Annotated in this window: 23 protein-coding genes and 1 pseudogene; 13 read left to right on the forward strand and 11 right to left on the reverse strand. The window is 42.7% G+C overall.

Translation table 11 applies throughout. The features are described 5' to 3' along the window. Positions 1-10: 10 nt before the first annotated feature. Positions 11-1,339 (reverse strand): 6-phospho-beta-glucosidase, encoded by a 1,329-nt coding sequence (locus tag NSU13_RS03485; protein ID WP_024424565.1) that lies wholly within the window; start codon positions 1,337-1,339, stop codon positions 11-13. Positions 1,340-1,536: 197 nt separating this feature from the next. Between NSU13_RS03485 and NSU13_RS03490 the strand changes: the two genes are divergently transcribed. Next, entirely contained in the window at positions 1,537-2,268 is a 732-nt protein-coding gene (locus NSU13_RS03490) for a MurR/RpiR family transcriptional regulator (protein ID WP_034282778.1), read from the forward strand. A gap of 17 nt (positions 2,269-2,285) precedes the next feature. On the opposite strand, the gene NSU13_RS03495 is transcribed toward NSU13_RS03490, so the two are convergent. Then, positions 2,286-3,485: an MFS transporter gene (locus NSU13_RS03495; RefSeq protein WP_046314073.1), complete on the reverse strand. Its 1,200-nt coding sequence runs from the start codon at positions 3,483-3,485 to the stop codon at positions 2,286-2,288. Between the two features lie 145 nt (positions 3,486-3,630). Between NSU13_RS03495 and NSU13_RS03500 the strand changes: the two are divergent. Beyond that, positions 3,631-4,110, forward strand: a pseudogene (locus NSU13_RS03500) (YbaK/EbsC family protein). Positions 4,111-4,144: 34 nt separating this feature from the next. Here NSU13_RS03500 and NSU13_RS03505 read toward each other — a convergent pair. After that, complete coding sequence (locus NSU13_RS03505) at positions 4,145-5,053, reverse strand: LysR family transcriptional regulator (RefSeq protein WP_065215101.1); 909 nt, start codon at positions 5,051-5,053, stop codon at positions 4,145-4,147. A gap of 102 nt (positions 5,054-5,155) precedes the next feature. On the opposite strand from NSU13_RS03505, the gene NSU13_RS03510 reads away from it, so the two are divergent. Continuing rightward, on the forward strand, positions 5,156-6,358 hold the full coding sequence (locus NSU13_RS03510; RefSeq protein WP_065215102.1) for an MFS transporter: 1,203 nt from the start codon (positions 5,156-5,158) through the stop codon (positions 6,356-6,358). Positions 6,359-6,421: 63 nt separating this feature from the next. Here NSU13_RS03510 and NSU13_RS03515 read toward each other — a convergent pair whose 3' ends face one another. Then, complete coding sequence (locus NSU13_RS03515) at positions 6,422-7,501, reverse strand: DUF3900 domain-containing protein (RefSeq protein WP_034282768.1); 1,080 nt, start codon at positions 7,499-7,501, stop codon at positions 6,422-6,424. A gap of 200 nt (positions 7,502-7,701) precedes the next feature. Beyond that, entirely contained in the window at positions 7,702-7,851 is a 150-nt protein-coding gene (locus tag NSU13_RS03520; protein WP_072367870.1) for a DUF1540 domain-containing protein, read from the reverse strand. A gap of 353 nt (positions 7,852-8,204) precedes the next feature. Here NSU13_RS03520 and rfbF point away from each other — a divergent pair, with 353 nt between their 5' ends. Genes rfbF through NSU13_RS03545 form a run of 5 tightly spaced genes read left to right on the forward strand, consistent with a single transcriptional unit; the run spans position 8,205 to position 12,986 of the window. Then, positions 8,205-8,969: a glucose-1-phosphate cytidylyltransferase gene (rfbF, locus tag NSU13_RS03525; protein WP_034282763.1), complete on the forward strand. Its 765-nt coding sequence runs from the start codon at positions 8,205-8,207 to the stop codon at positions 8,967-8,969. Between the two features lie 4 nt (positions 8,970-8,973). Further along, positions 8,974-9,945 carry a GDP-mannose 4,6-dehydratase gene (locus NSU13_RS03530; protein ID WP_025092661.1) on the forward strand — a complete coding sequence of 324 codons (972 nt, stop codon included), beginning with the start codon at positions 8,974-8,976 and terminating at the stop codon, positions 9,943-9,945. A 12-nt stretch (positions 9,946-9,957) separates the two neighbouring features. After that, positions 9,958-10,869, forward strand: a complete 912-nt coding sequence (locus NSU13_RS03535) for a putative nucleotide-diphospho-sugar transferase (RefSeq protein WP_024426658.1) — start codon at positions 9,958-9,960, stop codon at positions 10,867-10,869. Further along, a complete protein-coding gene (locus tag NSU13_RS03540; RefSeq protein ID WP_326484030.1) occupies positions 10,866-12,056 on the forward strand; it encodes a glycosyltransferase family 2 protein in 1,191 nt (396 codons plus the stop codon). The genes NSU13_RS03535 and NSU13_RS03540 overlap by 4 nt, the downstream gene beginning before the upstream one ends. Continuing rightward, positions 12,057-12,986 carry a putative nucleotide-diphospho-sugar transferase gene (locus NSU13_RS03545; protein WP_335370551.1) on the forward strand — a complete coding sequence of 310 codons (930 nt, stop codon included), beginning with the start codon at positions 12,057-12,059 and terminating at the stop codon, positions 12,984-12,986. It abuts the gene before it with no gap. Between the two features lie 31 nt (positions 12,987-13,017). Here NSU13_RS03545 and NSU13_RS03550 read toward each other — a convergent pair whose 3' ends face one another. Beyond that, on the reverse strand, positions 13,018-14,256 hold the full coding sequence (locus NSU13_RS03550; RefSeq protein ID WP_024426656.1) for an MFS transporter: 1,239 nt from the start codon (positions 14,254-14,256) through the stop codon (positions 13,018-13,020). 147 nt (positions 14,257-14,403) lie between these two features. Continuing rightward, complete coding sequence (locus tag NSU13_RS03555; RefSeq protein ID WP_342489856.1) at positions 14,404-16,443, reverse strand: penicillin-binding transpeptidase domain-containing protein; 2,040 nt, start codon at positions 16,441-16,443, stop codon at positions 14,404-14,406. Between the two features lie 238 nt (positions 16,444-16,681). On the opposite strand from NSU13_RS03555, the gene NSU13_RS03560 reads away from it, so the two are divergent. Beyond that, a complete protein-coding gene (locus NSU13_RS03560) occupies positions 16,682-18,127 on the forward strand; it encodes an SLC13 family permease (RefSeq protein ID WP_335371006.1) in 1,446 nt (481 codons plus the stop codon). Positions 18,128-18,132: 5 nt separating this feature from the next. Here NSU13_RS03560 and NSU13_RS03565 read toward each other — a convergent pair whose 3' ends face one another. Beyond that, positions 18,133-18,480 carry a hypothetical protein gene (locus tag NSU13_RS03565; protein WP_046314051.1) on the reverse strand — a complete coding sequence of 116 codons (348 nt, stop codon included), beginning with the start codon at positions 18,478-18,480 and terminating at the stop codon, positions 18,133-18,135. Between the two features lie 92 nt (positions 18,481-18,572). Between NSU13_RS03565 and NSU13_RS03570 the strand changes: the two genes are divergently transcribed. After that, positions 18,573-18,800: a hypothetical protein gene (locus NSU13_RS03570; protein ID WP_251232644.1), complete on the forward strand. Its 228-nt coding sequence runs from the start codon at positions 18,573-18,575 to the stop codon at positions 18,798-18,800. On the opposite strand, the gene NSU13_RS03575 is transcribed toward NSU13_RS03570, so the two are convergent. Beyond that, positions 18,781-19,260: an Hsp20/alpha crystallin family protein gene (locus NSU13_RS03575; protein ID WP_024424582.1), complete on the reverse strand. Its 480-nt coding sequence runs from the start codon at positions 19,258-19,260 to the stop codon at positions 18,781-18,783. The genes NSU13_RS03570 and NSU13_RS03575 overlap by 20 nt on opposite strands. Before the next feature lie 65 nt (positions 19,261-19,325). Here NSU13_RS03575 and NSU13_RS03580 point away from each other — a divergent pair, with 65 nt between their 5' ends. Both NSU13_RS03580 and NSU13_RS03585 read left to right on the forward strand, forming a co-directional pair. Further along, entirely contained in the window at positions 19,326-19,583 is a 258-nt protein-coding gene (locus tag NSU13_RS03580; RefSeq protein ID WP_003213975.1) for a hypothetical protein, read from the forward strand. Positions 19,584-19,589: 6 nt separating this feature from the next. Next, positions 19,590-19,817: a hypothetical protein gene (locus NSU13_RS03585; protein WP_342489857.1), complete on the forward strand. Its 228-nt coding sequence runs from the start codon at positions 19,590-19,592 to the stop codon at positions 19,815-19,817. A gap of 41 nt (positions 19,818-19,858) precedes the next feature. Here the strand turns inward: NSU13_RS03585 and NSU13_RS03590 are convergent, their stop codons facing one another. Together NSU13_RS03590 and NSU13_RS03595 are read right to left on the reverse strand one after the other, a co-directional pair. Beyond that, entirely contained in the window at positions 19,859-21,250 is a 1,392-nt protein-coding gene (locus tag NSU13_RS03590; RefSeq protein WP_024426650.1) for an amino acid permease, read from the reverse strand. 180 nt (positions 21,251-21,430) lie between these two features. Continuing rightward, positions 21,431-22,504, reverse strand: coding sequence for a glycosyltransferase family 2 protein (locus tag NSU13_RS03595; protein ID WP_211044008.1), 1,074 nt, complete (start codon positions 22,502-22,504; stop codon positions 21,431-21,433). Between the two features lie 132 nt (positions 22,505-22,636). Here NSU13_RS03595 and NSU13_RS03600 point away from each other — a divergent pair, with 132 nt between their 5' ends. Then, positions 22,637-24,520, forward strand: a complete 1,884-nt coding sequence (locus NSU13_RS03600) for an ABC-F family ATP-binding cassette domain-containing protein (RefSeq protein WP_342489858.1) — start codon at positions 22,637-22,639, stop codon at positions 24,518-24,520. Positions 24,521-24,531 lie beyond the last annotated feature (11 nt).

Consider the following 24,531-nt stretch of genomic DNA (forward strand, 5'->3'; position numbering starts at 1 on the left):
CGGCTTCTTTTTATGCTTCTACTTTATTGAAGAACTGCGGCAAATATTCTTTGTGTGCTTCTAGCATTTCATCTAGGATGCTTTTTGCAATGGCATCTGATGGGACAAGCGGGTTGATGGTCATTGCGACAAGAGCTGTGTTGTAATCGCCTGTCACGGCTGCTTCAGCAGCTACGCGTTCAAAGGATTTAATTTGAGAAATGAGTCCTTTGACAGCGACTGGCATTTCACCAACAGCAATTGGTTTAGGACCGTCTTTTGTGATAACACAGTTGAGTTCAACCGCAGAATCATTTGGAATGTCACTAATAGCCCCATTATTAATGGTGTTTACAGGCTGAATGTCATGCTTGTCGTTATAAATGGATGCAATTAAGTTACAAGCGGCATCACTGTAGTAGGCACCGCCTCGTTTTTCAAGCTGTGGCGGCTTGATGTCGAGATCAGGGTCTTTGTAAAGCTCGAACAAATCATTTTCTAATGCGCGAACGACCTCAGCACGAGTTCCTTCATTTGCTGCTGCTTTCTTTTCCTCAGCCAGCATATCACTTGTTTTGTAGTAGTAGCGGTGATACGGACAAGGAATGACGCCAAGCCCTTTTAAGAAATCAGCATCCCACGGAATCGCTTGAATGTTGTTCATCGACATGCTGGAGTTTGGATCAGCCATGTCTTCGATGACTTGATCCATGATGCTCTTGCCGTCTAAGAATACATTGAGTCCAAAGACCATATGGTTTAATCCAGCAAAGCTGACTTCGACTCTGCTTGCGTCGACACCAAGCCCTTTGGCGATTCCCATGCGAATGCCGATCGGCACGTTACATAAACCAACGACTTTGCGATGGTTTGAATAACGAAGAACGGCTTCAGTAACCATACCAGCTGGATTTGTGAAATTCACAAGCCATGCATTCGGGCAAAGCTCTTCAATATCTTTGACAATATCAAGAATGACAGGAATGGTGCGAAGTCCTTTGAATAGACCTCCTGGACCATTTGTTTCTTGACCAATGACATCATATTTTAAAGGAATGCGTTCATCCTTCATACGTGCTTCAAGAAGTCCGACACGGAATTGTGTTGTGACAAAATCAGCATCTACAAGTGCTTTCCTGCGATCTAATGTTAAATGAACCTCGATTGGAAGCCCTGCTTTTTTGACCATGCGTTTTGCAAGATTTCCGACGATCTCAAGCTTTTCTTTTCCCGCTTCAATATCAACGAGCCAAAGTTCGCTAATCGGAAATTCATCGTATCGTTTAATAAATCCTTCTACAAGCTCTGGTGTATAGCTTGATCCTCCGCCAATTGTGACAACCTTTAATCCTTTTGCCATGCTCTGCACCTCCGAATAATGTAACGCGCAATGTTATAATAGAGAAAAGTCTTTTTTATTGTGTACATCAATAGCTTATCGTGAGAGCATCGCGTGCGTAAATGACTTCAGCGTCTTTAGGCAAGGGTGCCCTATTTAGAGATTTGTTACATAAAAGAAACACATTGTGACATGTTGTTGGAGAAAGGGGAAGTCAGATGTTTTCAAGTGAGGTCATTTCCAGCTTTAATGAACTAGAAAGCGCTTTATACCGATATATCATGGAAAACAGTGAAAAGGTCGTGTACATGAGAATTCGAGACCTTGCAGATGCTGCACATATTTCCACCTCGTCTGTCCTTCGCTTTTGCCGAAAAGTAAATTGTGATGGCTTTTCAGAGTTTAAAGTGAAGCTCAAAATGTATTTAGAATCAGAGCAGACACCTTCTTTAAAAAGCACACAGCACTTTCTATATGAATTTATTGAACGAACATTAAAGGGAGACTTTGAGGGGAAAATTAAGGAGGCAGCGAAGCTCATTGCTGAGGCAAAAAATGTGCTGTTTATTGGGACTGGCAGTTCTGGCATTTTGGCGCAGTATGGGGCGAGGTACTTTTCAAGTCTTGAGAAATTTTCATTTTACATCAACGATCCGTTTTTCCCGATGAATATGCAGTATTTAGACAATAGTGTCACCATTGTGCTGTCTGTATCAGGGGAGAACAGTATTACGATTGATCATATTTCGAAGTTAAAAAGAGAAGGCAGCACAATCATTAGTATTACGAATAACCAGCACTGCACGATTTCGCGCATTTCAGATTTAAATATTGCCTACTACGTCACAGATGAACGGGTCCACAGAGCCAATATCACCACACAGACGCCAGTTGTGTATATTTTAGAAGCCATGGCCCGTGACATGTTTGCGATGTTAAAAGAAAAGTAAAAGAGCCGCTGCATACATCAGCTGCTCTCTTTTTTCTGCTTCATAAAAGCAAGGATGGCAATGCCGGAACAGACGAGCACAAACAGACCGCCTAGCAAATACACAGACCTCGCCCCGTATACATCTGCAATCAATCCAACAAAGAAAATAGACAAACCGACCGATACTGAAGAAAGGACGTAGTGAGCCGAATACACCTTTGATAAATCACGTACTGGCGTTTCCGTTTGAAGAATGGTTTGCTGCGAAACATCTCGGATTTGATAAGCAGGCCCCATCAAAATACAAAGCAGCAAAGCAAGCCACGGGAGGCTGTTCAGTGAATAGACAATGGTCAGCACTGCATAAATGAATGAACCAGCTGCCATAAAGAGGAGAAGCTGTTTTTGGATAAACTGACTCATCCATGCAGCTAAGAGCCCGCCTATGATGGCACCTGTATAATAAGCGGCATTGATAAATCCCCACCATTCCTCACCTTGCTTTAAATCATGGGTGACAAAAGCAAGCGTAATTGCTCCGATCCACACAGCACCCGCAATATTTTCACAAACATCCATAAATGTCAGGGTGCGCACCGTTTTATTTCTCCAAATGATCGTCCATCCATCTTTGAAGCTGTTCATCTTATTTGCCTTTCGAACCGTCTCTTCTTGCTTGAGAAGAGGAAAGACAGGGATGAATAATAGATAAGACAACACAATCATGACACAAGTGATCCACATTAAATAAAATGGCCCGATCCATAGGACGAGCATTCCAGTGAACGAATAGCCGGCGATTTGAATCATTTGATGTAAAATGGAGGCTGTACTGTTTGCTTTCACAAGCTGATTTGCTTTCACAAGCATCGGCATGATGGCCTGCATTAAAGGACTGATGAACCCGCCTGTGAGGGAAATCAAAATAAGCGCACTAAACAACCAGACCATGTGCTGCTGAAACAAATGAAATTGGGCTGTAAACACGATGAGCATCCCAAGACGTAAAAGCGGGACCCATTTTAATAGGCGGCCAGCTTGAAAGTAATCGGTTAAAACAGGAGAGAAGAGCCCAGCCAATAGCTGGCATATTGTTCTAATCAGCGGAAATACAGCCGCATAGGCAACAGATTGTGTATCTTGATAAATGACAAACGTGATCGTCATCACAAATAAAATATCACTCAGCATGAGAAGGCTTTTACTGCTTGTATAACACCAAAACTTGTTTCCCATATCAAACCGGCTCCTTTTCAAAAACAAGTTTAGTATAGCATGGTGATGAAGGGTCCATAGGCTTTCCATTGAAAAATACATCTTAAGGATGAGAAGATTGTGATAAGCTAAATGAAGGACATTGTAAGGAAAGGGGTTCAATCGATTGAAAAAATTACCGGCTCATGACTTTTTGGACAAACACGAGATCCCATATGAGATCAAAACATTTTCTGCCGAAACAGAGAAGGGAGCAGCAAATGTAGCGGCAGCTCTTGGTTTTCGTGAAAGACAAATGATTAAAACATTGATTTTTGAAACAGGAGAAGGAGAGTAGCTGCTTGTGATGGTTGGTGCTGACCAGCATATTAAGTCAGGGAAACTAAAGAAAGCCGCCGGCTCCCGTAATATTAAAATGGCTTCACCGGAGAAGGTTCTTGAAGTGACGGGCTATCGAATTGGCTCGATTCCGCCGTTTTGCTGGCAGCCAGAAGGATTCCGCACCATTATTGAGGCTTCGTTATTAGAAGAGGAGATATTAGGTGTTGGGGCAGGCGAATGGGGAAATGAAATCCTCATCACCCCAGAACAATTAGTGAAAGCCTCAAAAGCTGTACCGTTTGACATCGTGCAGCCAGCCGAATAGAAAAAAAGTGCCTGTTTCAGAAGCAGGCACTTTTTTAATTGGCAGCAGGCGTAGTAAATGGACCGATACCTTTCATTTGCAGGAAGGCATCCACGGTTCTATTTTCTTCAAGATCATTCGCCCGTTTGCACACAACAACCGGTCTGACGATCTCAATGCCTTCAATGTACACGCGCCCAATTTCTTGCCGCTTGAGACTGCCATGAACCGCATCACGGGGAACAAGTGTGATGCCATATCCAGCTTTGATCATTTGAATCGCTTCATGAACACCGCTGAATTGTAAATCAACGGTTGGTTTTTTGATCCCTTTCGAGGTAAAAAGAGAAAAGAGTTTATCTCTTGTGGAACTGCCTTCTTCACGCATCAAAAAAGGCTCCTGACTCAGGCGCTCTAGCGGGACAGTTTTTCCGTTCAACGGATGGTCTGCCGGCACAATAAAATCATAGCTTAAATTCGTTAAATGAGAGGTGAGAATCTCCTCATGGTGCAGATCCTCGATCACAGCGATGGCCACATCTGATTCATATTGAAGCAGGCTCTCTAAAACTTGAGCGGAGTTTCCGCTTTTTAATTCAATTTCTGTCTGTGGTGAAGATGTTTTAAAGGCAGCAAGCCAATCTGGCAGTAAAAAGTTAAGTGGTACATAGGTAGAAGCGATGCGGAGCCGCCCCTTTTTTCCGTTTTTTAAAAGTGTGATCTGATATTCTACTTCTTTTTCAGCCTCGAACACTTGCCGGGCATAAGGGTATAGAATTTTCCCCATTTCCGTAAGTGTAATGCCTCTGCCATTTCGTTTAAAAAGACGGAAACCGATCTCACTTTCAATGCTTCTAAGCTGAGCCGTCACAGCAGGCTGTGTCAATGACAGTACGTCTGCTGTTTGTGTAACGCTTTTTGTCTCTGCGACCTTTGCAAAAATCCGAAGGGCATGTAAATTCAACTTTACACCACCTATCAATTATTTTGATGGTTTAATCAAAAACATTCATTAGATTTATTATAAGGCATCCCTTATTGTAAAGATAGCGAAGGGGGAAGAGAAATGGATCATCGTCGAAAGCAAGTGGTGTCAATATCGCTTATCACAGCATTTGCACTGATTGGGGATTCAATGCTTTATATTGTTCTTCCGATTTATTGGAAAGAGATTGGTTTATCGTCTATTTGGGAGGTCGGGCTGCTGCTGTCCATTAACCGATTCATCCGCATCCCGCTAACGCCTGTCGTTTGGTGGCTCTATCGGTTTGTCCCAATGAAGACTGGTGTATTGATCGCTATTTTGATTGCTTCAGTGACCACGATGCTATATGGTGTGAGTGGTTTTTGGCTGCTGCTGATTTGCCGCTGCGCTTGGGGGCTGGCATGGACGTTATTGCGTATGAGTGGAATGAGATTAATTGCTGAGATGGAGGAAAGCTCTCAAGGGCATTATACGGGCATTTATAATGGGCTTTACCGGCTTGGCAGTTTATTCGGCATGTTATTTGGCGGAATATTCGCCAGCCTGATGGGCTTCCAGTCCATGACGTTAGTTTTTGGTTTACTCACATTACTAGGGGTCATTTTTTATGTCTCTTTGGATGAGATTGAAAAGGGAGAAGAGGGGCAGGTGTATCAAGTCATCAAACAGAGGTGGCTTACACGGGATGTTGTAAAAGTATTAATGACAGGTATGCTGATCGCACTTGTGATACAAGGGTTATTCGCATCAACACTCAGTCATGTCATTGAAGCAAGGATCGGTCATGGTGAATTTGCTCTGTTCGGCTTTGTTATCGGAGCTTCGGCTTTAAGTGGAATCATTCAAGCGCTCAGATGGGGGTGGGAACCATTTGTAGCACCGAAAACGGGCAGATGGTTTGATGGGCTTGTGATGAAGGAACGAACGCTTTGCTGGATGTTTCTTTCATTTGGAGGTCTCAGTTTTCTGGCGGTCATGCTGAAGGTAAGCGGCTGGTTTCTTGTGATGCTGCTTTTGATCCAGCTGCTCTCAACAATCTTAACGACATTAACGGACACGCTTGCTTTTCAAAAAGCGTCTGCTCAAACAGATAAAAACCGCTTCCTCGCAAGCTATTCCTTTGTTCAAGATATGGGAGCGGCTTTAGGACCCTTGTGCGGGTATACGATGATTCAGTTTTTTGGATCAAGCAGCGTCTTTTGGCTGATGCTCATCATAAGCTTATTGCTTGTCAGCATGTGGGCAAGAGGCAGGGAGCTGCATGTTTCTTCTGATCCAGCGTAATAAATCAAGCGTTATACAAAAAAATGCCTCATGCGCTGAATGCAAGAGGCAGTCATGTTTTTTTTATTCTAGATCTGAATCATAGGCTTTTTGCGTCAGCTGGCTGACCACCTCTTTTAACCCATTTGGTTTATGAAACTCAACAGGTGTGCTTCCCTTTTCGAAGACGATTTGATCTGCTTCAACGAGCACGACATATCGATTGTTGAGCTTTGCAATATGGATTGATTGGCCGAAGTCTGCTAGAAGACCTTTGATTTCCGTTTCGCCTAGACGCATTTTCATTGTGATATCAGGGGTTTGTTCAACAATATGGGAGGCCGCTTGTGTGACCTGTTCTGTATCGAGTGTTTCTCTAATTTCTCGCTTTTCACTCGCTTCCCATATTTCAAGATCCTCTTCAAACTGCTTTAATTCTTCACTTTCATCCTGTAATGTTTCAAAAACCTGTTCCTGTACCATATTCATGACCTGTGATTTCATGATTTCAGGCATGGATTCACCGTATTCGACGAATTTCAAAAAGTCCTCAAAATAACGAGCGTGTGAAGATTGATGAATTTTCACTTCAGCTTCCTCAGTCATGCCCTCTTCTGGCATAAACGGGTATTGAATTGATTTCATGTTTTTTGTCGTAATGGCCATTTCGACTTTTCTAATCAAGGTAGATGTATCAGCGATAGAAGCCACTTTCTGTTCGAAATCGCATTTCATAATAAAGACAAAGGAATCATCGAAATACTTTTTTGGAACAGCAGAAGCAACTAAAAAAACGCCGCCTCTGACAGCACTTGTATCTAAATATGTGCGAACAAACTGTTCACTGCATTCATTAAACAATTCTTTTGTATCTGCAAATCTCGTTTGATGAAATAGGTTGTAGTTGGGATTTGAATCGAGCTCATGACCGGGTTCTACAATAAATCGGCCAATTTTGGTCGGTACTTGTTCAGATTTAGGGTGCCTGTCCACTTTTCGTTTGACGATTTTTTTCAACTCACCGTCTAAAAAGTCCTTCAGCTCACTTTGTTCAAATTCTTCTTGATCTAGTGTTTGATAATGTTTAAACCGTTTATTTGCTTGTTCATCTTTGCCTTCGATTTCCACGACAAAGAATGATAGAAAACGTATCGTAAAATCCATTGATTGGTCACCACTTTTTCTTCTTCGGATATGTTGAGTATAGAAAAAGGAGTGAAAATCGTCAACGAATGGAGAAATATCGTGTCATTATTTCCCGAGAAATGTTTATTGAAAAACACTTGATAATAATTATCATTCTTGATAGAATGATAAAAGAAAAGAAGGAACCTGCCAGTTCCTTCATCTCAGAGAAAAATAGATTATTTTGTTTCAAATGTTTCGCAATCAGTTTCAGTATTACGAGTCACTTCAGTCATCGTGTTTTTACCAATTTTAATGGTAGAAGCGGTACAGCTGTTTTCAGCCCAAAAACGGCAAGAGTTCACTTCACAAAGAACGTTTTGTGCCATGGAATTCACCTCCGTGATTCATATTGAGAATGAAGCAAGCTGCCACTTGAATTCATTCAATCTAGTAGTCTCTTTGTAGAAAGAGGCTGTTTGTGCTGATTATGCACATGTTTATCATACCATCTACCCTGAAAATATACAATTTAAACTTTGGAAGAGCGAGAATATGAATCTCGCTCTTTTTTTATTTGTAAAAATAGTTAAATGCTAGGTGGCACACTCTCTCATTTCGACATATGAATAGAGTAGATTCAAAACCTGATGTCGGACAAAGTATGAGGGTACATGTACTGATTTTCCGCATAAAGATAGGGTTTTAATCAAAAATCTTCATAGAGAGATGAGGGGAGAAGATGAAAGCAGTCATTCTCTGCGGAGGAAAGGGAACGAGAATGAGTGAGGTCACACAAGCGCTTCCTAAACCACTTGCTATGATCGGAGACCGGCCTATTCTATGGCATATTATGAAAATCTATCAGTATTACGGTGTAGACGAATTTATCCTATTGCTTGGATATAAAGGAGAGAAGATCAAAGAGTACTTTCTGAACTACGACTGGCAGCATCACAGCATGCAGCTCGATATGGCGACAGGAGAAATGAAGCTTTTAGGTAAATCGGAAAACTGGAAAATCACCTTTTTAGATACAGGTGAAAATACGATGACAGGCGGACGTTTAAAGCAGGCACAGGATTACATTGGTGATGAGACCTTTATGATGACGTATGGTGATGGACTGGCTAATATCAATATGTTTCATTTGCTGAAACGTCATCAGGATCTTGGAGCAGCTGCGACTGTCACAGGCATTGAAAAGAAGTCCCAGTACGGGACACTGAAGGTGTATAACGGGATGGCACAATCCTTCTCTGAGAAGACAGACAGTATCGGGATGATCAATGGAGGATTTTTTGTGTTGTCTTCAAAGGTATTTGATTATTTGACAGACGATGATCAATGCGTGTTTGAAGCAGAGCCTCTTCAAAACCTGGCGGATGATGGAGAGCTTGCCGTTTATGAGCATCACGGATTTTGGACAGCAATTGATACGTATAAAAACCTGAAGGAAATCAACGACATGTGGACAGATGGAAAACAACCATGGAAGGTTTGGTGACAGCATGAGCGGATTTTGGAATGGAAAGAACGTATTTGTAACTGGATGTACAGGGCTGTTAGGGAGCTATCTCGTTAAGGAATTGATTGATCAAGGGGCAAACGTGACTGGACTTGTGCGTGATCAGGTGCCTAGGTCGAATTTATATCAAGGCAGTCAATTTGAAAAAATGAATGTGGTGCAAGGCGCATTAGAGGATATGCAGACAATTGAACGTGCGTTAGGAGAATATGAAATTGATACCGTCTTCCATTTGGCTGCCCAAGCCATTGTTGGGGTCGCGAATAGACATCCTGTTTCTACATTTGAAGCGAATATCTTAGGGACATGGAATGTGCTTGAGGCTTGCAGAAGACAGCCGCTGATCAAACGAGTGATCGTGGCATCAAGTGACAAAGCCTACGGTGATCAAGAGCAGCTGCCATACGATGAAGACATGCCGTTAAACGGGAAACATCCGTATGATGTCTCAAAGAGCTGTGCAGATCTCATTTCTCATACGTACTACAACACATATGGTCTTCCGGTTTGTATTACACGCTGCGGTAATTTATATGGAGGCGGGGATTTGAATTTCAACAGAATCATTCCGCAAACCATTCAGCTTGTGTTAGAAGGAAAGGCGCCGGAAATTAGAAGTGACGGGACATTTATTCGTGATTACTTCTACATTGAAGATGCAGTGAAGGCTTATTTGCTGCTAGCTGAGAAGATGGAGGAAAAAGGGCTGGCGGGAGAAGCCTTTAACTTTAGTAACGAGATTCAACTGACAGTGCTAGAGCTTGTGGATAAGATTTTAAAGGCAATGGGAAGTGAACTGAAGCCTCGTATTTTGAATCAAGGAACACATGAAATTAAGCATCAATATTTGTCAGCAGAGAAAGCGAGAAAGCTGCTTGATTGGAAGCCTGATTACTCCATTGATGAAGGCTTAGAGAAGACGATTGAATGGTACCGCGAATTCTTTCAAAAATAGAGGTGTAAATAGATGAACAGCATATATTGTACGGTTCTTTCAAGTGGAAGACTTTATCAAGCCATTGCGTTTTTCTTATCGTTGAAGCAAGTAGAAGATGATGCTGTCATCAAGACGTTATGTATGGATGATGCTGCATTTGATTTGCTTCATCAAATGAATTTTCCGCATGTGGATCTTGTTCATGTACGGGAGCTCGAAACACCAGAGCTGCTGGAGAAAAAAGAGGAACGGGATGCATCGGAATATTGCTGGACCTTAAAGCCGATTTGGATTGAGTGGTTATTTGAACAGGAGCAGGCAGAGAGCGTGACCTATCTTGATGCGGATTTGTTCTTTTATGAGAGCCCTCAGGTGATTTTTCAACATCAGCCGAATGCTTCTGTTTTAATTTCGAGAGGGGATATTGTCATTCCAAGCTTTGATGCAGAGGAAGTGAAGATGCTTCAGAAGCTTTTAGGACGCTATAATTCAGGCTTTCTGCATTTTAAAGGAGATGAAGCCGGACGAAAATGCCTCAGCTGGTGGAAAGAAGAATGCTTAAAAGAATGTAAAAATGCACCGGGAGAAGGCAAGTTTGGCGATCAAGGATATCTAGATCATATGCCGAGGCTGTTTGACAAAGTAGAAGATATTGAGACAAAAGGCGTGAATATTGGTCATTGGAACTATGGGCAGCATTCTTATCGGGAGGAGAATGGACGTATTCTTCTGGAGGATGGGCACCCGCTCATTTGCTATCATTACAGCGGCTTTCGGATTGTGAGCAAGGATGAGATGCAGCAAATTCATGAAAAAGGACGAAATGACCTGCCGTTTTTTCAAGAAGCCTATCGGCAAGTGCTTCGCCACGTGATTGAATCTGTGGAGCAGGTCGACCCGCTGTTTAACGGCTATGCCAAACGGGAGGAGGATGACGCATGAATGAAAAGCCAAAGGTAAGCGTCATTATTCCAAGCTATAATGCCAAAGAGCGTTTAGAGGGAAGCCTTTTTTCTTTAACGCTTCAGGAAACAGATATTCCATTTGAAGTCATTGTTGCTGATAATGGCTCAACGGATGGCACGATGGAAATGCTTGAGAATATTGAGGTGAACTTCCCGTTTAAAAAAGTGCGCATTCCTGTCAATCAAGGGATTGCAAAGGGACGTAATCATGCCATTCGCGAGGCGGAGGGGGATCTGCTCATTTTTCATGACAGTGATATGCTGGCAGAACCGAGATTTATTCAAAAACATGCAGAGGCTCATGCTGACAGGGAGGATCTTGTCATTTGCGGTGTGTGCTGGAAGCGGATTTATCGCTATTTTTACACAGCTTTTGATAAGGATCATATGAAGCGGTTGAAAAAGCAAGGACTGTATAAACGGAAAATGGAGGACAAAACGCCTCTTTTATCATTGGAAGAAGTCGAAAATGGTGCATTTCTAGAGAAAAGCTTCGATTTGCAGTCTGAGTTTATTGATATTCTGAAAGATATTTTGGAAACGTACCACTATGATTTAGGTTCTTATGAGCTGCCATGGCGCTTTTTTATTACAAATAACTCCTCTGTTAAACGTAAGCATGTCATGGCACTAGGGATGTTTGATGAAAATATCGTTCGGTATGGATTTGAGGATTATGATTTAGGAATTCGACTGAATCAGCTTGGTCTCTCCTTTGAATTGCGAGAGGATATTATGAGTGTGCATCAAGAGCATCCAAGTAATTTAACGTCATTTGATGACATCAAATACAACATTTTGTATATGTGTGAGAAGTATAACAATATTGATTCCATTGATGTCCATTTGGCTTTCTCTGGTCCGTTTTCTCACACTGTGACAAATGATATTGTGAAAGAAGTTCGGCAGCTGCGTGAGAATCCAGCATTTGATGACCTGTTATCCTATTTTTTAGAGCTGCTTCATTTGATCACAGAGCGGAATGTAGGCATCAAGCGGGATAAAAAAGATATGCTGACAGCCAAGCATTTTCCTTTGAAAAAGCTGGCAGAAGCGGCGCAGCTTGCACGTGAGGAGTATGGCTGCATGGTGCTTGTAGAAGCCATTCAAGGGCTGACGAAAGAGCTGTTGCGCGTTGATTTGTTCCAAGTGGATGTGTTGTAAATGGCGTCTTATCACTTTACAACCATTGTGTCGAATACCCATGTTTTTAAGCTTTTGGCGCTGATTCATTCGCTTGAACAAAACGCTCATGCCTTTAAGCTGTCCGTTTTATGTGCAGACCCTTTGGCTTATAAGGTATTAAAGGAGTTCCCTCACCCGCATGTTCAATATGAACAGCTTGAGGACATTGAAGATGATACGCTGCGAAGGGCAAAAGAAGATCGAACGTTTCATGAGTATTGCTGGACGTTAAAGCCTGCTTTTCTGCTCAACATTCTTGAGTCCTCAGATGCGGATTATCTTGCCCATCTGGATACGGATTTGTATTTTTATCATGATCCGGAGGCGATTTTTGCAGAGAATCCAAGCGCTCATTTATTTTTGACGGATCATATGAATTCCAAGCGGTTCTATCATTTTTATGAGTTGTCTGGCCGCTTTAATACAGGGTTTGTAGGCTGTCGTAACACAGATGTTGCCATACAGGCAGTCACGCAATGGAAAGAAAATTGTCTTGCCCATTGTACAGTAGAAATGGATACAGAAAAAAAGACGTACGGAGATCAGCGGTATGTGGAAAGATGGGTTGATGATTTTGAAGGGGTTCATATCGTTGCATCTAAAGGAGCCAATGCGGCGATTTGGAACATTGAAAACTACAAGCTTTCAGTTGTAAAAGGAGATATGTATCTCGACGAATGTCCACTCTTGTTCTATCATTTTTCTGCCTTTACGATCATTGACGAGAATACCTTTAACCTTAATTGGTATTACTATATGAAAGAACAGAAGCTTGTGGATCATTTGTATATTCCGTATGCCGACTTGGTTCATCAAAAGATTAAGCAGGTGCAAAAGGTATTTCCAGAATTTAAGCAAGGATTTATTGCGAAGAAGCATGTGCCTGACACGCATTTTTATGAGAGATGAAAAACCGCTCATTGATTGAGCGGTTTTCTTTTTATGATTCATTCCATTTAGAAATGGTTTGGTCGCTAGGAAGTAGGAAGGCTAGGATGCCTAATATCGGTAAAAAGGCAACACCAATCATGGTAGGCGTTAAGCCGAAGGCATCAATGAATGAGCCGAGGGCAACCGATCCGATTGCACCCATACCAAACGCAAGCCCAACAGTTAAACCAGACATTGTGCCAATTTTCCCGGGAAATAGTTCTTGGGCATAAACCACGGTAACAGAGAAGCTTGATGTCAAAATGAGCCCAATCAGCCCGAGTAAAACATAAGCAAAAACCGGTCCGGCAAATGGCAGCAGCAGGGCAAGCGGGAAGGATGCCAATAAGGAAACTAAAATCACGTTTTTCTTGCCAAAGCGGTCTGCAAGCGGCCCGCCTAAAAATGTCCCAATTGCACCTAGAATAAGAAATAAGAAGATATAAGTCTGTGATTCTTTAATCGTCAAACCGTATTGTTCAATCGCATAAAATGCATAGAAATTCGAAATGGCATTTCCATACCAAGAGCGGGCAAAGATGAGAAAGACGATAATGCCAAGTGCAATGAGTGCTGATTTACGATGAATATCAGATCTGACAGCTTTTGCAGGAGCTTTTTTCGCTTCGGCCCGAATGGTTTGAAGCCTTCCTGCGTACCATCTTGAAATATAAAGAAGGAAACCAACCGCCAACATTCCAACAATCGTAAACCAAGCCACGCCTGTCTGACCGAGCGGGACGAGCATTAATGCAGCGATAAGCGGAGCAAAGGCTTGACCTGTATTCCCGCCTACTTGATAGATGGACTGGGCAAGACCTCGTCTTGGACCAGCTGCCATGTTGGCAACACGGGAGCCCTCTGGATGGAAGATCGCAGAGCCGAGTCCGATAAAGACAACGCAAAGCAGAATGGTGGCAAACGACGGAGCAAACGCGAGTCCGAATATACCGACAGCACTTGAAAATAAAGCAATCGGAAGTGCATAAGGCATCGGCCGTTTATCTGTGTACCACCCAATAGCTGGCTGCATCACGGAGGAGACCATATTTAATGTAAAGGCAATCAGCCCTAATTGTGTAAAGGTCAGCCCCATTGAGCGTTCCAAAATAGGGAACATCGCAGGAATAACGGCTTGTAATGTGTCGTTCAGCATATGACAAATACCAATAATCAATAAGATGGGATAAACCGTTGAGCCGGTAACAGAATGTTGAGGTTTATCCTTTGTACGAGCAGCAATGGCCAATGAGACTTCCTCCCTTCATTTATCTGTTTTCTGTTTTTTGTATTCTTCTCATTTTATTCATAAGGTGAACTATAAAACAATAGCAAATTGTCATGATTTAGAAAAAAAGAGACACAAGCATTTGATTGAGCTTGTGTCTCTAAAGAGTTATTTGTAAAAAGAAGCAATGACAGGCTTCATTTTTTGAACGACGAGTCCGCTGCCGCCGCGGTTTTTTACCCCTTCGATCATGCCGACGAGGACGTAATCTTCTTTTTTAGGATTAAACGCAAGTAAAAATCCATTTTCGGTGCCGTCTGTTGCACCTTGTTTGCTTTTTAACTCTGCCGTTCCCGTTTTAGCGGCAATATCCGCTCCTTCGATTTGTAAGGAGTGGGCTGTTCCGTTTGGACTGGTCACGACCTTAGTCAATGCATCTTTCACTGTGTTTGCCGAGCCTTCTTTGATGATTTGTTTTGGTGAAGCTGTTTTTTCATCTTGAATCACTCGAGGATAGACAAGCTTGCCTCCTGTAGCAAATGGAGAATAGGCATGTACTTGTTCAATCGGTGACATGAGTAATTCGCCTTGCCCATACGCCGAGTCAGCCAGTAAGATATCCGATTGAATGCCATCGTTCGATACTTGTGCAGGCTTCATTGTAAATGGCATGTGTAAGTCTTCGCCAAATCCAAATGTTTTCACTTTTTTCTCGTAGGTGTCTTTGCCTATTTCGAGTGCTTCCTGTCCAAAATAAATATTGTCTGAGTACACAAGGGCATCGACCATATTTACTTTTTCTTTATCGTGAACCCGGGTGATGCGATAATTTCCCCAAGATTGATCCTTTTGCCATTTCAGTCCGTGAATGGTGCGCACTTTGTCAGGCTTTGTGACACCTGTTTCCAGCCCAATGGCGGCTGTAATGGTTTTGAATGTGGACCCTGGTGCATACCGGCTCGCATATCGAGCTTGGAATGGAAGGTCTGGATTTTCACTGTATGCCTGATATTGCTTAGGTGTAATCCCGTTTGTCATGAGATTGACATCGTAGGAAGGGGTGCTGACAAGTGCTAATAAATCACCTGATGATGGATTCATGATCGTGACGGCCCCTTTTTCACCTTTCAGCTGATCATAGGCTTTTTTCTGTAAAGAAGCATCAATCGTCAGCTTCACTGTTTTTCCATCTTTTCGAGCTGATTTTTGCAATGTTTCTTCAATGCCTGTTTCATCATGGACGATGAGAATGCTTCCGCCATCTTGTCCGCGTAAGTTTTTGTCAAATGTGAATTCAAGGCCGGTTTTGCCGATGATTTGATCCGCCTTTAATGCTGGATTTCTTTTGATATCATCAGCATTTGCTTTTCCTACATATCCGGTGAGATGAGCGGCGGCTTTGTTATATGGATAGTAGCGCATTTCCTTTGATTGATAGGTAACGCCATTGACGTCCTTTGGAATTGGCTTTTGTTTTAACATCGATTTGAGCGGGACAAACGTGTCGTCTGTGACCCATGCTTGTTTCAGATGATTGTTGATTAGTTCTTCCTCTATATCAAAAGCTTTGCTGATTTTTTTGATATTGCGTTCTTTTTCTTCTCCTGTTCCGAGCTTGCCCGGGATGATGCCAAGGGCGTTTCCACCAGTTGTTTCTGCCAGAGTACGTCCTTTTCGATCGACAATGTTTCCGCGGACAGCAGGGTCTGATTTGACCTTGATGGTATCTCCTTTCTCCATTTGCGGGAAGATGAGATTTGGTTTCCAGTCCACTTTCCACTTGTCGCCCTCTTCAGAGAGAATGCCCTTGTAAGACAGCTTATGCAGCTTGCCAAGAGACGTTTTCATCGTTACATCATAGGAAAATTGATACCCATTTCCTTTGTCCTGTTTTTCAACGTTGAGCTTTGATATGTTCAGATCATAAGCTCCAATGCCGTTGAAAATATTGTCGTATTTTTCGGCTAGTTGTTTTTTTGAAAAGTCATTGGCTTTCAAAGATGCACTTGTCACCTCATCTGCCAGCTTCGTAAAGTCTTTCTTCTCCATATGTTTCGTAAAGCTTTGAGCGGCTTTTAAAGCCTCTTTTTCTTTTGAGAAAAGAGTATCTTTTAAGAAAAAGAAAGCAGCAGCAACTACGATGATGCTAAGAAGAGGGATGATGACTTTTTTCTGTTTCCAAAATGATTTTTTTTGACCCGTATACAATGAAAACACCTCAATTTTTGATTAGATCCTCTATATTTTACAGTGATTGGTCGTGATTTGTATAGTTTCTCATAGAAACCTTGCTCGTTGGATGAGACAAACGGACCGTGATTTTGCCATTTGGGGTGCCGAATTTCCCTGTGTTAAACATGCCTTTCTACCTGTTCATCGCAAAAAGGAAATCACTTTAGATCATCGAAGGAACATAAGGACGAAATCGCTTGAAAGCGATGACAAAATGGAGGGATGTTTCATCGCATATCAAAAAGTCAATATCATAGGATTATTGCTTGGACCGTGTTTATTTGTCATCCTCATGCTGTTCATCCCAGAGACTGAACTGGCCTATGCGCCTAAGGTGGTACTTGCCGTTACAGCTTGGACAGCTGCTTGGTGGGTGACAGAAGCTTTGCCAATTCCAGCAACATCTCTTTTGCCGATTATTTTGCTGCCAACACTTGGAGGGCTGCCGATGGATGCAGCGGCAAAATCTTATGGTGATCCGATTGTCTTTATGTATATGGGCGGTTTTATGATTGCGATTGCGATTGAGAAGTGGCATTTGCATCGACGAATGGCGCTGCATATCCTCAGCTTCATTGGTACAAGAAGTGATCGTATCGTCCTTGGTATCATGGTATCTACGGCTTTTTTATCATTATGGATCTCAAATGCAGCGACTGCTTTAATGATGCTTCCTGTGGCACTGGCGATCATTAAAGAGGTGAAAGCGAATCAGATGTTGACAGGCCTCTCGCTTGAAAAGTTTAGTAAGAGCATACTGCTGTCCGTTGCGTATTCTGCTTCCATTGGCGGTTTGGCCACACTCGTTGGCACAGTACCAAATGCAGTGTTTGCCGCAATGTCCAAAAAGTTATTGGATCGTGAAGTTATGTTTTTTGAATGGTTTTTATTTGGCTTTCCTGTCACGGTCGTCATGCTGTTTCTTTTATATGTGTATTTAACAAAGATTCAGTTTCGAGTGGAGCATCGGAGTGATATGACAGCACATTTCATTCAAAAGGATTTGAAGGATTTGGGGAGGATTAAACAAGAGGAGAAGTGGGTTCTTGCGGTTTTTCTCATGACAGCGTGTTTATGGATTTTTAAATCCTTTTTGTTTGGAAATCTCTATGTATCTGATACATCCATTGCGATTTTTGGTGCGATGCTGCTTTTTCTCATTCCATCAACTACTGGTGAGAGAATCCTAGAATGGCCTGATATGAAACAGCTTCCTTGGGGATTGCTGCTTTTATTCGGGGGCGGTTTGTCGCTTGCTACTGGATTTGCAGAAACCGATTTGACGGGCTGGATGGGGGAAAAGCTTCAACTGTTAAACGGTCTTTCTTATTTCATGATCGTTGTCATTTTAACAGCGGCTGTTCTTTTTATGACTGAATTTATGTCTAATACAGCTGTTGCCAATATGTTGATACCAATCACTGTGGGGCTTGGTCTCGCAATTGGCATAGAGCCGTATGGTTTAATGGCCGCGGCTGCTTTGGCTTCCTCCTGTGCGTTTATGCTGCCGATTTCCACACCGCCAAACGCCGCTGTCTTTAGTGCGGACGTGCTGAAAATATCTGATATGGTCAGGGCGGGTTTTTGGTTAAATATCATCAGTATTGTGGTGATTGTTCTTGCGGTCTATTTCTGGCTGCCGGTCGTGCTGAAAAGCTGAGCGAATTAAGAAGATGAAGGCTTTGATCGAATCGAGACAACCGGTGTTTTTGTTTCTTTTGGCTTCGGTGTTTGTGTGGATTTTTTGATGCATGTGTCCTTTGGCGTGTAATAGGTTGCCCCAATATTGAGCCTGCCTTGAAGCTGGTCAATAGAAAGCTCCCCAAATTCTAAATGGTAGTCAATTTTGTCCACTCGCAGGGATTCGATATGGATGTGTGTATCCTCTGAGACAGGAGCAGCTGGTGCAGACATTTTTTGCTCAAGAGCGGCGAGTCTTTTTTCTAGCTCAATGACAGATGGGGATGGATTGGATTCAATTTTTTTAAAGAGTGATTGAATGAAATGTTTCAAGTAGACCACAACCTTTTCTTCCGCCTTACTCTAGTCTATGGAAAAGCTGCCCCGTATATACTTATAGAGATGACAAGAAAGGGGAGAAGCATATGCTGCCTACTCAGATTCACATTTCCCATATGAAAACGAATTCGATTGGCACAGGATCATCTATGACGTTTGGCTCGACGTTTGTTCGCAATCATTGCAGTACGATCAAACGAAACAATGGCTTTGGGGAACAGAATGCTGATGGCGTGATCACGATCCTGCCAATTAAAACAATTGATGATCGTGATCAAATAGACGCAGTGAGTATCAATATTCGTCATCTATGATGATAGCCGTCGCTTTTCCTTCATCCTTTTGCAGGCGGATGTAAAGTACACCGTCTTTAAAGGCAGCATTCATTTGACCAAGAATCATTTCTGGAAGGCGGATTTTCTTTTCAAACGGACCATACTTCCCTTGCTTTTGGCGAAAGTCCTGTTCGTTAAAAAAGGAAAAACGCTGTCCTTTCACAACCAAATATTCACCATATGATAACACCTGAACATCTTCCTTTCGGTAGCCAGGCAAGTAAATTAAGTATTGAATTTCTGCATGGGTTTCCACCATGTCGATTGGAGGAAACGACGCATCTGATCCCCGCTGATCCTGCTGTGTGAATGTAAATGGAGATGGACCGTTTGCCATAAAGGGGGATCTTTGCTCATCATCGAAGATCATTTTCCAAAAATCATCTCCATGCATTTGCTGGGCAATATCCATCCACTGCTTCATTTTTTCGAAGTCCATGTGAAGACCTCCCGTTAACATACTTGATGGGTGCTTGCATATACCTATAAAAAGGAGGTTTATCTGTGGTTCAACCAACTCCATATATCAATATTAATATTTTCATGTTAAAAATTAATTCCTTTGAAAATGCGTCGGCGGTGAATGTCGGACAAAATTTGTTAGCAGAGTGGCAAAACTCAGATAAAAAAAATCAGGGTTACGGACAGAATTTTGGAGATGCCAGCGGTTTTGTCGGTACAAAAAGCCATGTAGATGATCGAGATCAAGTGGACTCACCTGCCTCTTTTTCACCAGCAGCTAAACCCATTCAAAGGAAGTGACGTGTGATGTTATTCTCACCCTCAGTCGTCAATGTCGGTGCTTTTAAAATCAATGCAATGGATCGGGGTGCATCACTGACGCTAGGACCTTATCAGCAGATTGATTATTTTCTCTCAATGAAAATGAACCAAGGTTTTGGTGAGGACAATGGAGATTGTTCACCGCTTGTCATTCCGATTTCAAGCGTGCTAGATCCAGATATGGTGGACTCAAATTCAGTCAAAACAGCGTGATTTAAGCAAAAAAAGAGACCGGGAATCCCCGTGTCTCTTTTCTAATGTGTTTCATTGAGATGGCTTTTTCTTCTTGCATAGGTGAAATAGACAACAACACCGATGGCGATCCAGATGAGGAAGGCTCTCCATGTGACCCAAGAAAGTGTTGTCGCAAGTGTGATACAAATGATCGCGCTGATAATTGGAAGCACAGGCACGAATGGCACTTTAAACGCAGCTTTAACATTCGGGTGTTTTTTTCGCAATATGATGACCGCAATGGAAATCACCGTAAAGGCTGCAAGTGTTCCGATACTGACTAAATTCGCAAGCGTCGATAAATTCACAAAACCTACGATACATGCTGCGACTGCCCCTGTCAGCCAAGTGTTGGCAACAGGAGTTTGTGATTTTGGATGAACCTTTGAGAAAACCTTTGGCATAAGTCCATCGCGGCTCATCGCAAAGGTTAAGCGAACCTGTGCATAGACCAAGGCAATGAGTACCGTTGTAATCCCAATAATGGCACCGGCTGATATGATACCCGCCACACTATTCAGACCGACCACTTGAAGAGCAAATGCGACAGGATCACTGACATTCAGTTTCGTATAGTGAACCATGCCTGTTAAGACAAAGGAAACCCCGATGTATAAAATGGTACAAACACCGAGCGCTCCCATAATCCCAATCGGCATTGCCTTTTGCGGATTTTTGACCTCTTCCGATGCATTGGCGATTGCATCAAATCCGAGGTAAGCAAAAAAGACTGTTGCTGCGCCTGCGATCACGCCCTCAAATCCCATTGGCATAAACGGTGTCCAGTTTTCAGGTTTGACGTAAGCAAAGCCTGAAATGATAAAGAGAAGGACGATGGCAATTTTGATCAGCACAATAATGTTATTCAGCTTTGTGCTTTCTTTGACGCCTCTTGAGACGATAAAGGTGATGAGCAAAATAATGAGTGCGCCTGGAAGGTTAAAGACGGCCCCGTCAGCGGCTCCAGGTGCAGCTGATAAAGCCTTCGGTATGTGCAGGCCAAATCCGCTGAGCAGTGATTGAAAATAGGACGACCATCCACTTGCTACAGCAGAGAGCGCAATGACATATTCAAGCATGAGATCCCAGCCCATTAAAAAGGCGAGAAATTCTCCAAGTGTTGCGTAGGAATACGTATAAACGCTTCCTGACACAGGAATGGATGAGGAGAATTCAGCGTAGCAAAAAGCAGCAAGGGCGCATGCAATTGCAGCCAAAATAAAAGATATAATAATCGCAGGTCCCGCATCATTTGCCGCAGCAACCCCCGTAATGACAAAGATTCCAGTCCCGACCACACAGCCAATGCCAAGCAAGATTAAATCAAACGTATTTAACGAACGGCTGAGCCGCTTTGTTTGACTTTCAAGCATGAGCTGGTCGAGAGATTTTTTTCTAAATAAAGAACTCATGTTGACCTCCTAATGGATAAATCTTTTCGTAAGACGAATGTTAGTATATGCGCAAATGACAATTTAGTCAATTGGTTGAAAAACGCTTTAAATCACTAAAGTGTTAAACGTCACAACCGAATAAGTGTATAAAAAGAGACATCCGCCGTGAGATCGAAGGCGGATGTGGTAACAGACGATCTATGTCTGATCAGCAAATATTTTTTCATTGTACATGACACTTGGATGAGTCGGATGATGGGCGGAGGAGGCATGGTGATGTATTTTGGCTTGCTCCAGGTCACCGAGCTGATAATAACAGTAGCAAAGCTGAAGGTGAGGATACCACGTTTTATATTGTGTAAGTGTGAAGGCTGTTTCGTTTTCAGGAGCCTTCAGCGCCTGCTCATACCAAAAGATGGCTGCCTGATGTTTATTTTGTATTTTTAAATGATCCCCGATCCGGCAACAAAATTCTGGCCGGGGCTGATCATATATGAAGGAACGTAATAAGGAGGATAAGGCCGCTTCCTCAAAGCCTGCCGCATAATAGCAGTCCGCTAAATATTGGCATGTGCGAATTTCATCCTCAATCCAGCACTGTTTTGTGTTTAAAAATTCATGATAAAAACGAATCGCTCTGACATGCTGCCCATTGTCTCTTAATTCATTGGCAAAATAAAAGAGATCACGGGGCGTCATGTCCTCTCCTTTTGCCAGCATGTCTTCATAAATTCGCAAGTTGCGCCCAGGCTCACCAGCAGTTGTTTTCTTGCGTTTTTGATGTGTGACGGCGATATCTGCTGGAAAGATGTTTCCATACACTTGAAGAAACTCATGAACGGCCCCGTACCACTGAAAGTTTAAGGAACGCTTCACAAGGCGATTTCTTCTATATTTGAAATTGACTTGACCGCTTTCATCGAAGCCCACATGATAAAACATCGAAACGGCATCCACTGAGGGATCAAATGTCTGCTTGAGTTGAAGCAGTTTTTGGCGGTCTTCTTCAAGCAGAACATCGTCAGCATCGAGCCATAAAATATACTCTTTCGCTGCATGTGAGAAAGCAAAGTTACGTGCTTTTGCAAAATGCTGCACCCATTCAAAATCCAGCACCTTTGCTGAAAAGGAATGAGCGATCTCTTTTGTTTGATCTGTTGATCCCGTATCAACGATGATTATCTCATCGACAATGTCTTGAACAGAAGAAAGGCATTCCGCCAGCACTTCCTCTTCATTTTTCACAATCATACATAAGCTAATGGTTATCATCTTTAGATCACCTCTTCATAGTGTATCGAGCATCAAAAGGAAACATTCTTTTCAGCAGCGGGTTTTTTAAAACTAGTTTTCTGCTACTGGCTGATTTAAAATAAAGGAAGAATCTATGTAAGGGCTGATAAAATGAGTTTATTGAATGTTGAAGGATTATATAAAACCTATGGCGAGAAAACGCTGTTTGATCATATTTCGTTTCATATAGAACCGAAGGAACGCATCGGATTGATTGGTCCAAATGGTACAGGGAAATCAACACTTCTAAAGGTCATCGCGGGACTTGAATCGTATGAGGAAGGTGACATCACGAAAGCAGGGACACTTGATATCGAATTTCTTGAGCAAGATCCTGAAATGACCGGAAATGAAACGATTCTTGACTACATTTTTTCTGGAACGGCACCAATGATTCAAACGATGAAGGCGTATGAACGGGCACTCGCCGATTTAGAGCATGACCCGCAAAATGAGGCAAAACAAGAGGTGCTGATGCGCATGCAAAATCGAATGGATCAGGAAGATGCTTGGGATGCGAACCTTTCAGCTAAAACGATTTTGACAAAGCTTGGCGTGAAAGATGTGAGCCGCTCTGTACATGCATTATCTGGCGGACAGAAAAAACGTGTCGCCATTGCTAAAAATTTAATTCAGCCTGCAGGTTTGCTGATTTTAGATGAGCCAACCAACCACCTTGATAATGCCACCATTGAATGGCTTGAAGGATACTTAAGCCAATACAGCGGTGCTGTCATCCTCGTGACGCACGATCGTTATTTCTTAAACCGGGTGGCCAATCGGATTTATGAGTTAAATCAAGGGCAGCTTTATACGTATAAAGGAAATTATGAAGTCTTTTTAGAAAAAAGAGCGGAGCGGGAAGCAGAGGCTCAGGTGAAAGAAACGAAGCGTCAAAACTTGCTTAGACGAGAGCTTGCATGGCTGAGACGAGGAGCAAAAGCAAGAACGACAAAGCAGAAAGCACGTATCGGCAGAGTCGAAGAGCTGAAAGATCAAAAAGGACCTGATGCGAAGGGAGAGCTTGATTTTGCCATCGGCTCGCACCGCTTGGGGAAACAAGTGATAGAGGCAGAAGACTTATCAATTTCATTTGCTGGCCAGACCCTTGTGGAGCGGTTTACAGATTTAGTCGTGCCGGGTGATCGTATCGGATTCATCGGACCGAATGGAGTCGGCAAAACCACTCTGCTGAACTGTCTAGCGGGTAAGATTGAACCGACCTCAGGACAATTGACCATTGGACAAACCGTTCGTATTGGCTATTACACGCAGGATCACAAGGAAATGAATGATGAGCTGACCATCATTGAGTATATCAAGGAAACAGCTGAGATCGTCAAGACGTCTGATGGCGTTATTGTCACAGCAGAGCAGATGCTAGAGAGGTTCCTTTTTCCAAGATCGATGCAGCGGACGTATATTCGTAAGCTGTCAGGGGGAGAACGCCGCAGATTGTATTTATTGAAGGTCTTAATGGAAGAGCCGAATGTTCTCTTTTTAGATGAGCCGACGAACGACCTTGATACAGAGACCCTCAGTATTTTAGAAGATTATTTAGAGCAGTTCCCTGGAGTCGTCATCACCGTGTCCCATGATCGTTATTTCTTAGACCGAGTGGTTCACCGTCTGCTTGTCTTTGAAGGAAATGGGCGCATTTCACACTTCCAAGGTGCTTACAGCGATTATATGGAACAGGAAAAAGAGCAGAAGCGGACAGAGACAAAGCCTGCTGAGAAACAAGTAGAAGCCGCACCTAAAAAGAGAAAAAAACTTTCTTATAAAGATCAGCTTGAATGGGACGGGATTGAAGACCGGATACAGGCATTAGAGGAAAAACATCAGCAGCTCGAAACCAGCATTGTAGAAGCAGGAAGTGATTTTGGAAAAATTCAAGAGCTGATGGACGAACAAAAAGCCGTTGCGGAAGAACTAGAACAAGCAATGGACCGCTGGACAGAATTATCGCTTATGATTGAGGAATTGAATGAATAAAGATGTGGAAA

It is taken from the genome of Bacillus sp. FSL M8-0049 (genome assembly GCF_038593355.1).
GTDB lineage: Bacteria > Bacillota > Bacilli > Bacillales > Bacillaceae > Bacillus > Bacillus safensis.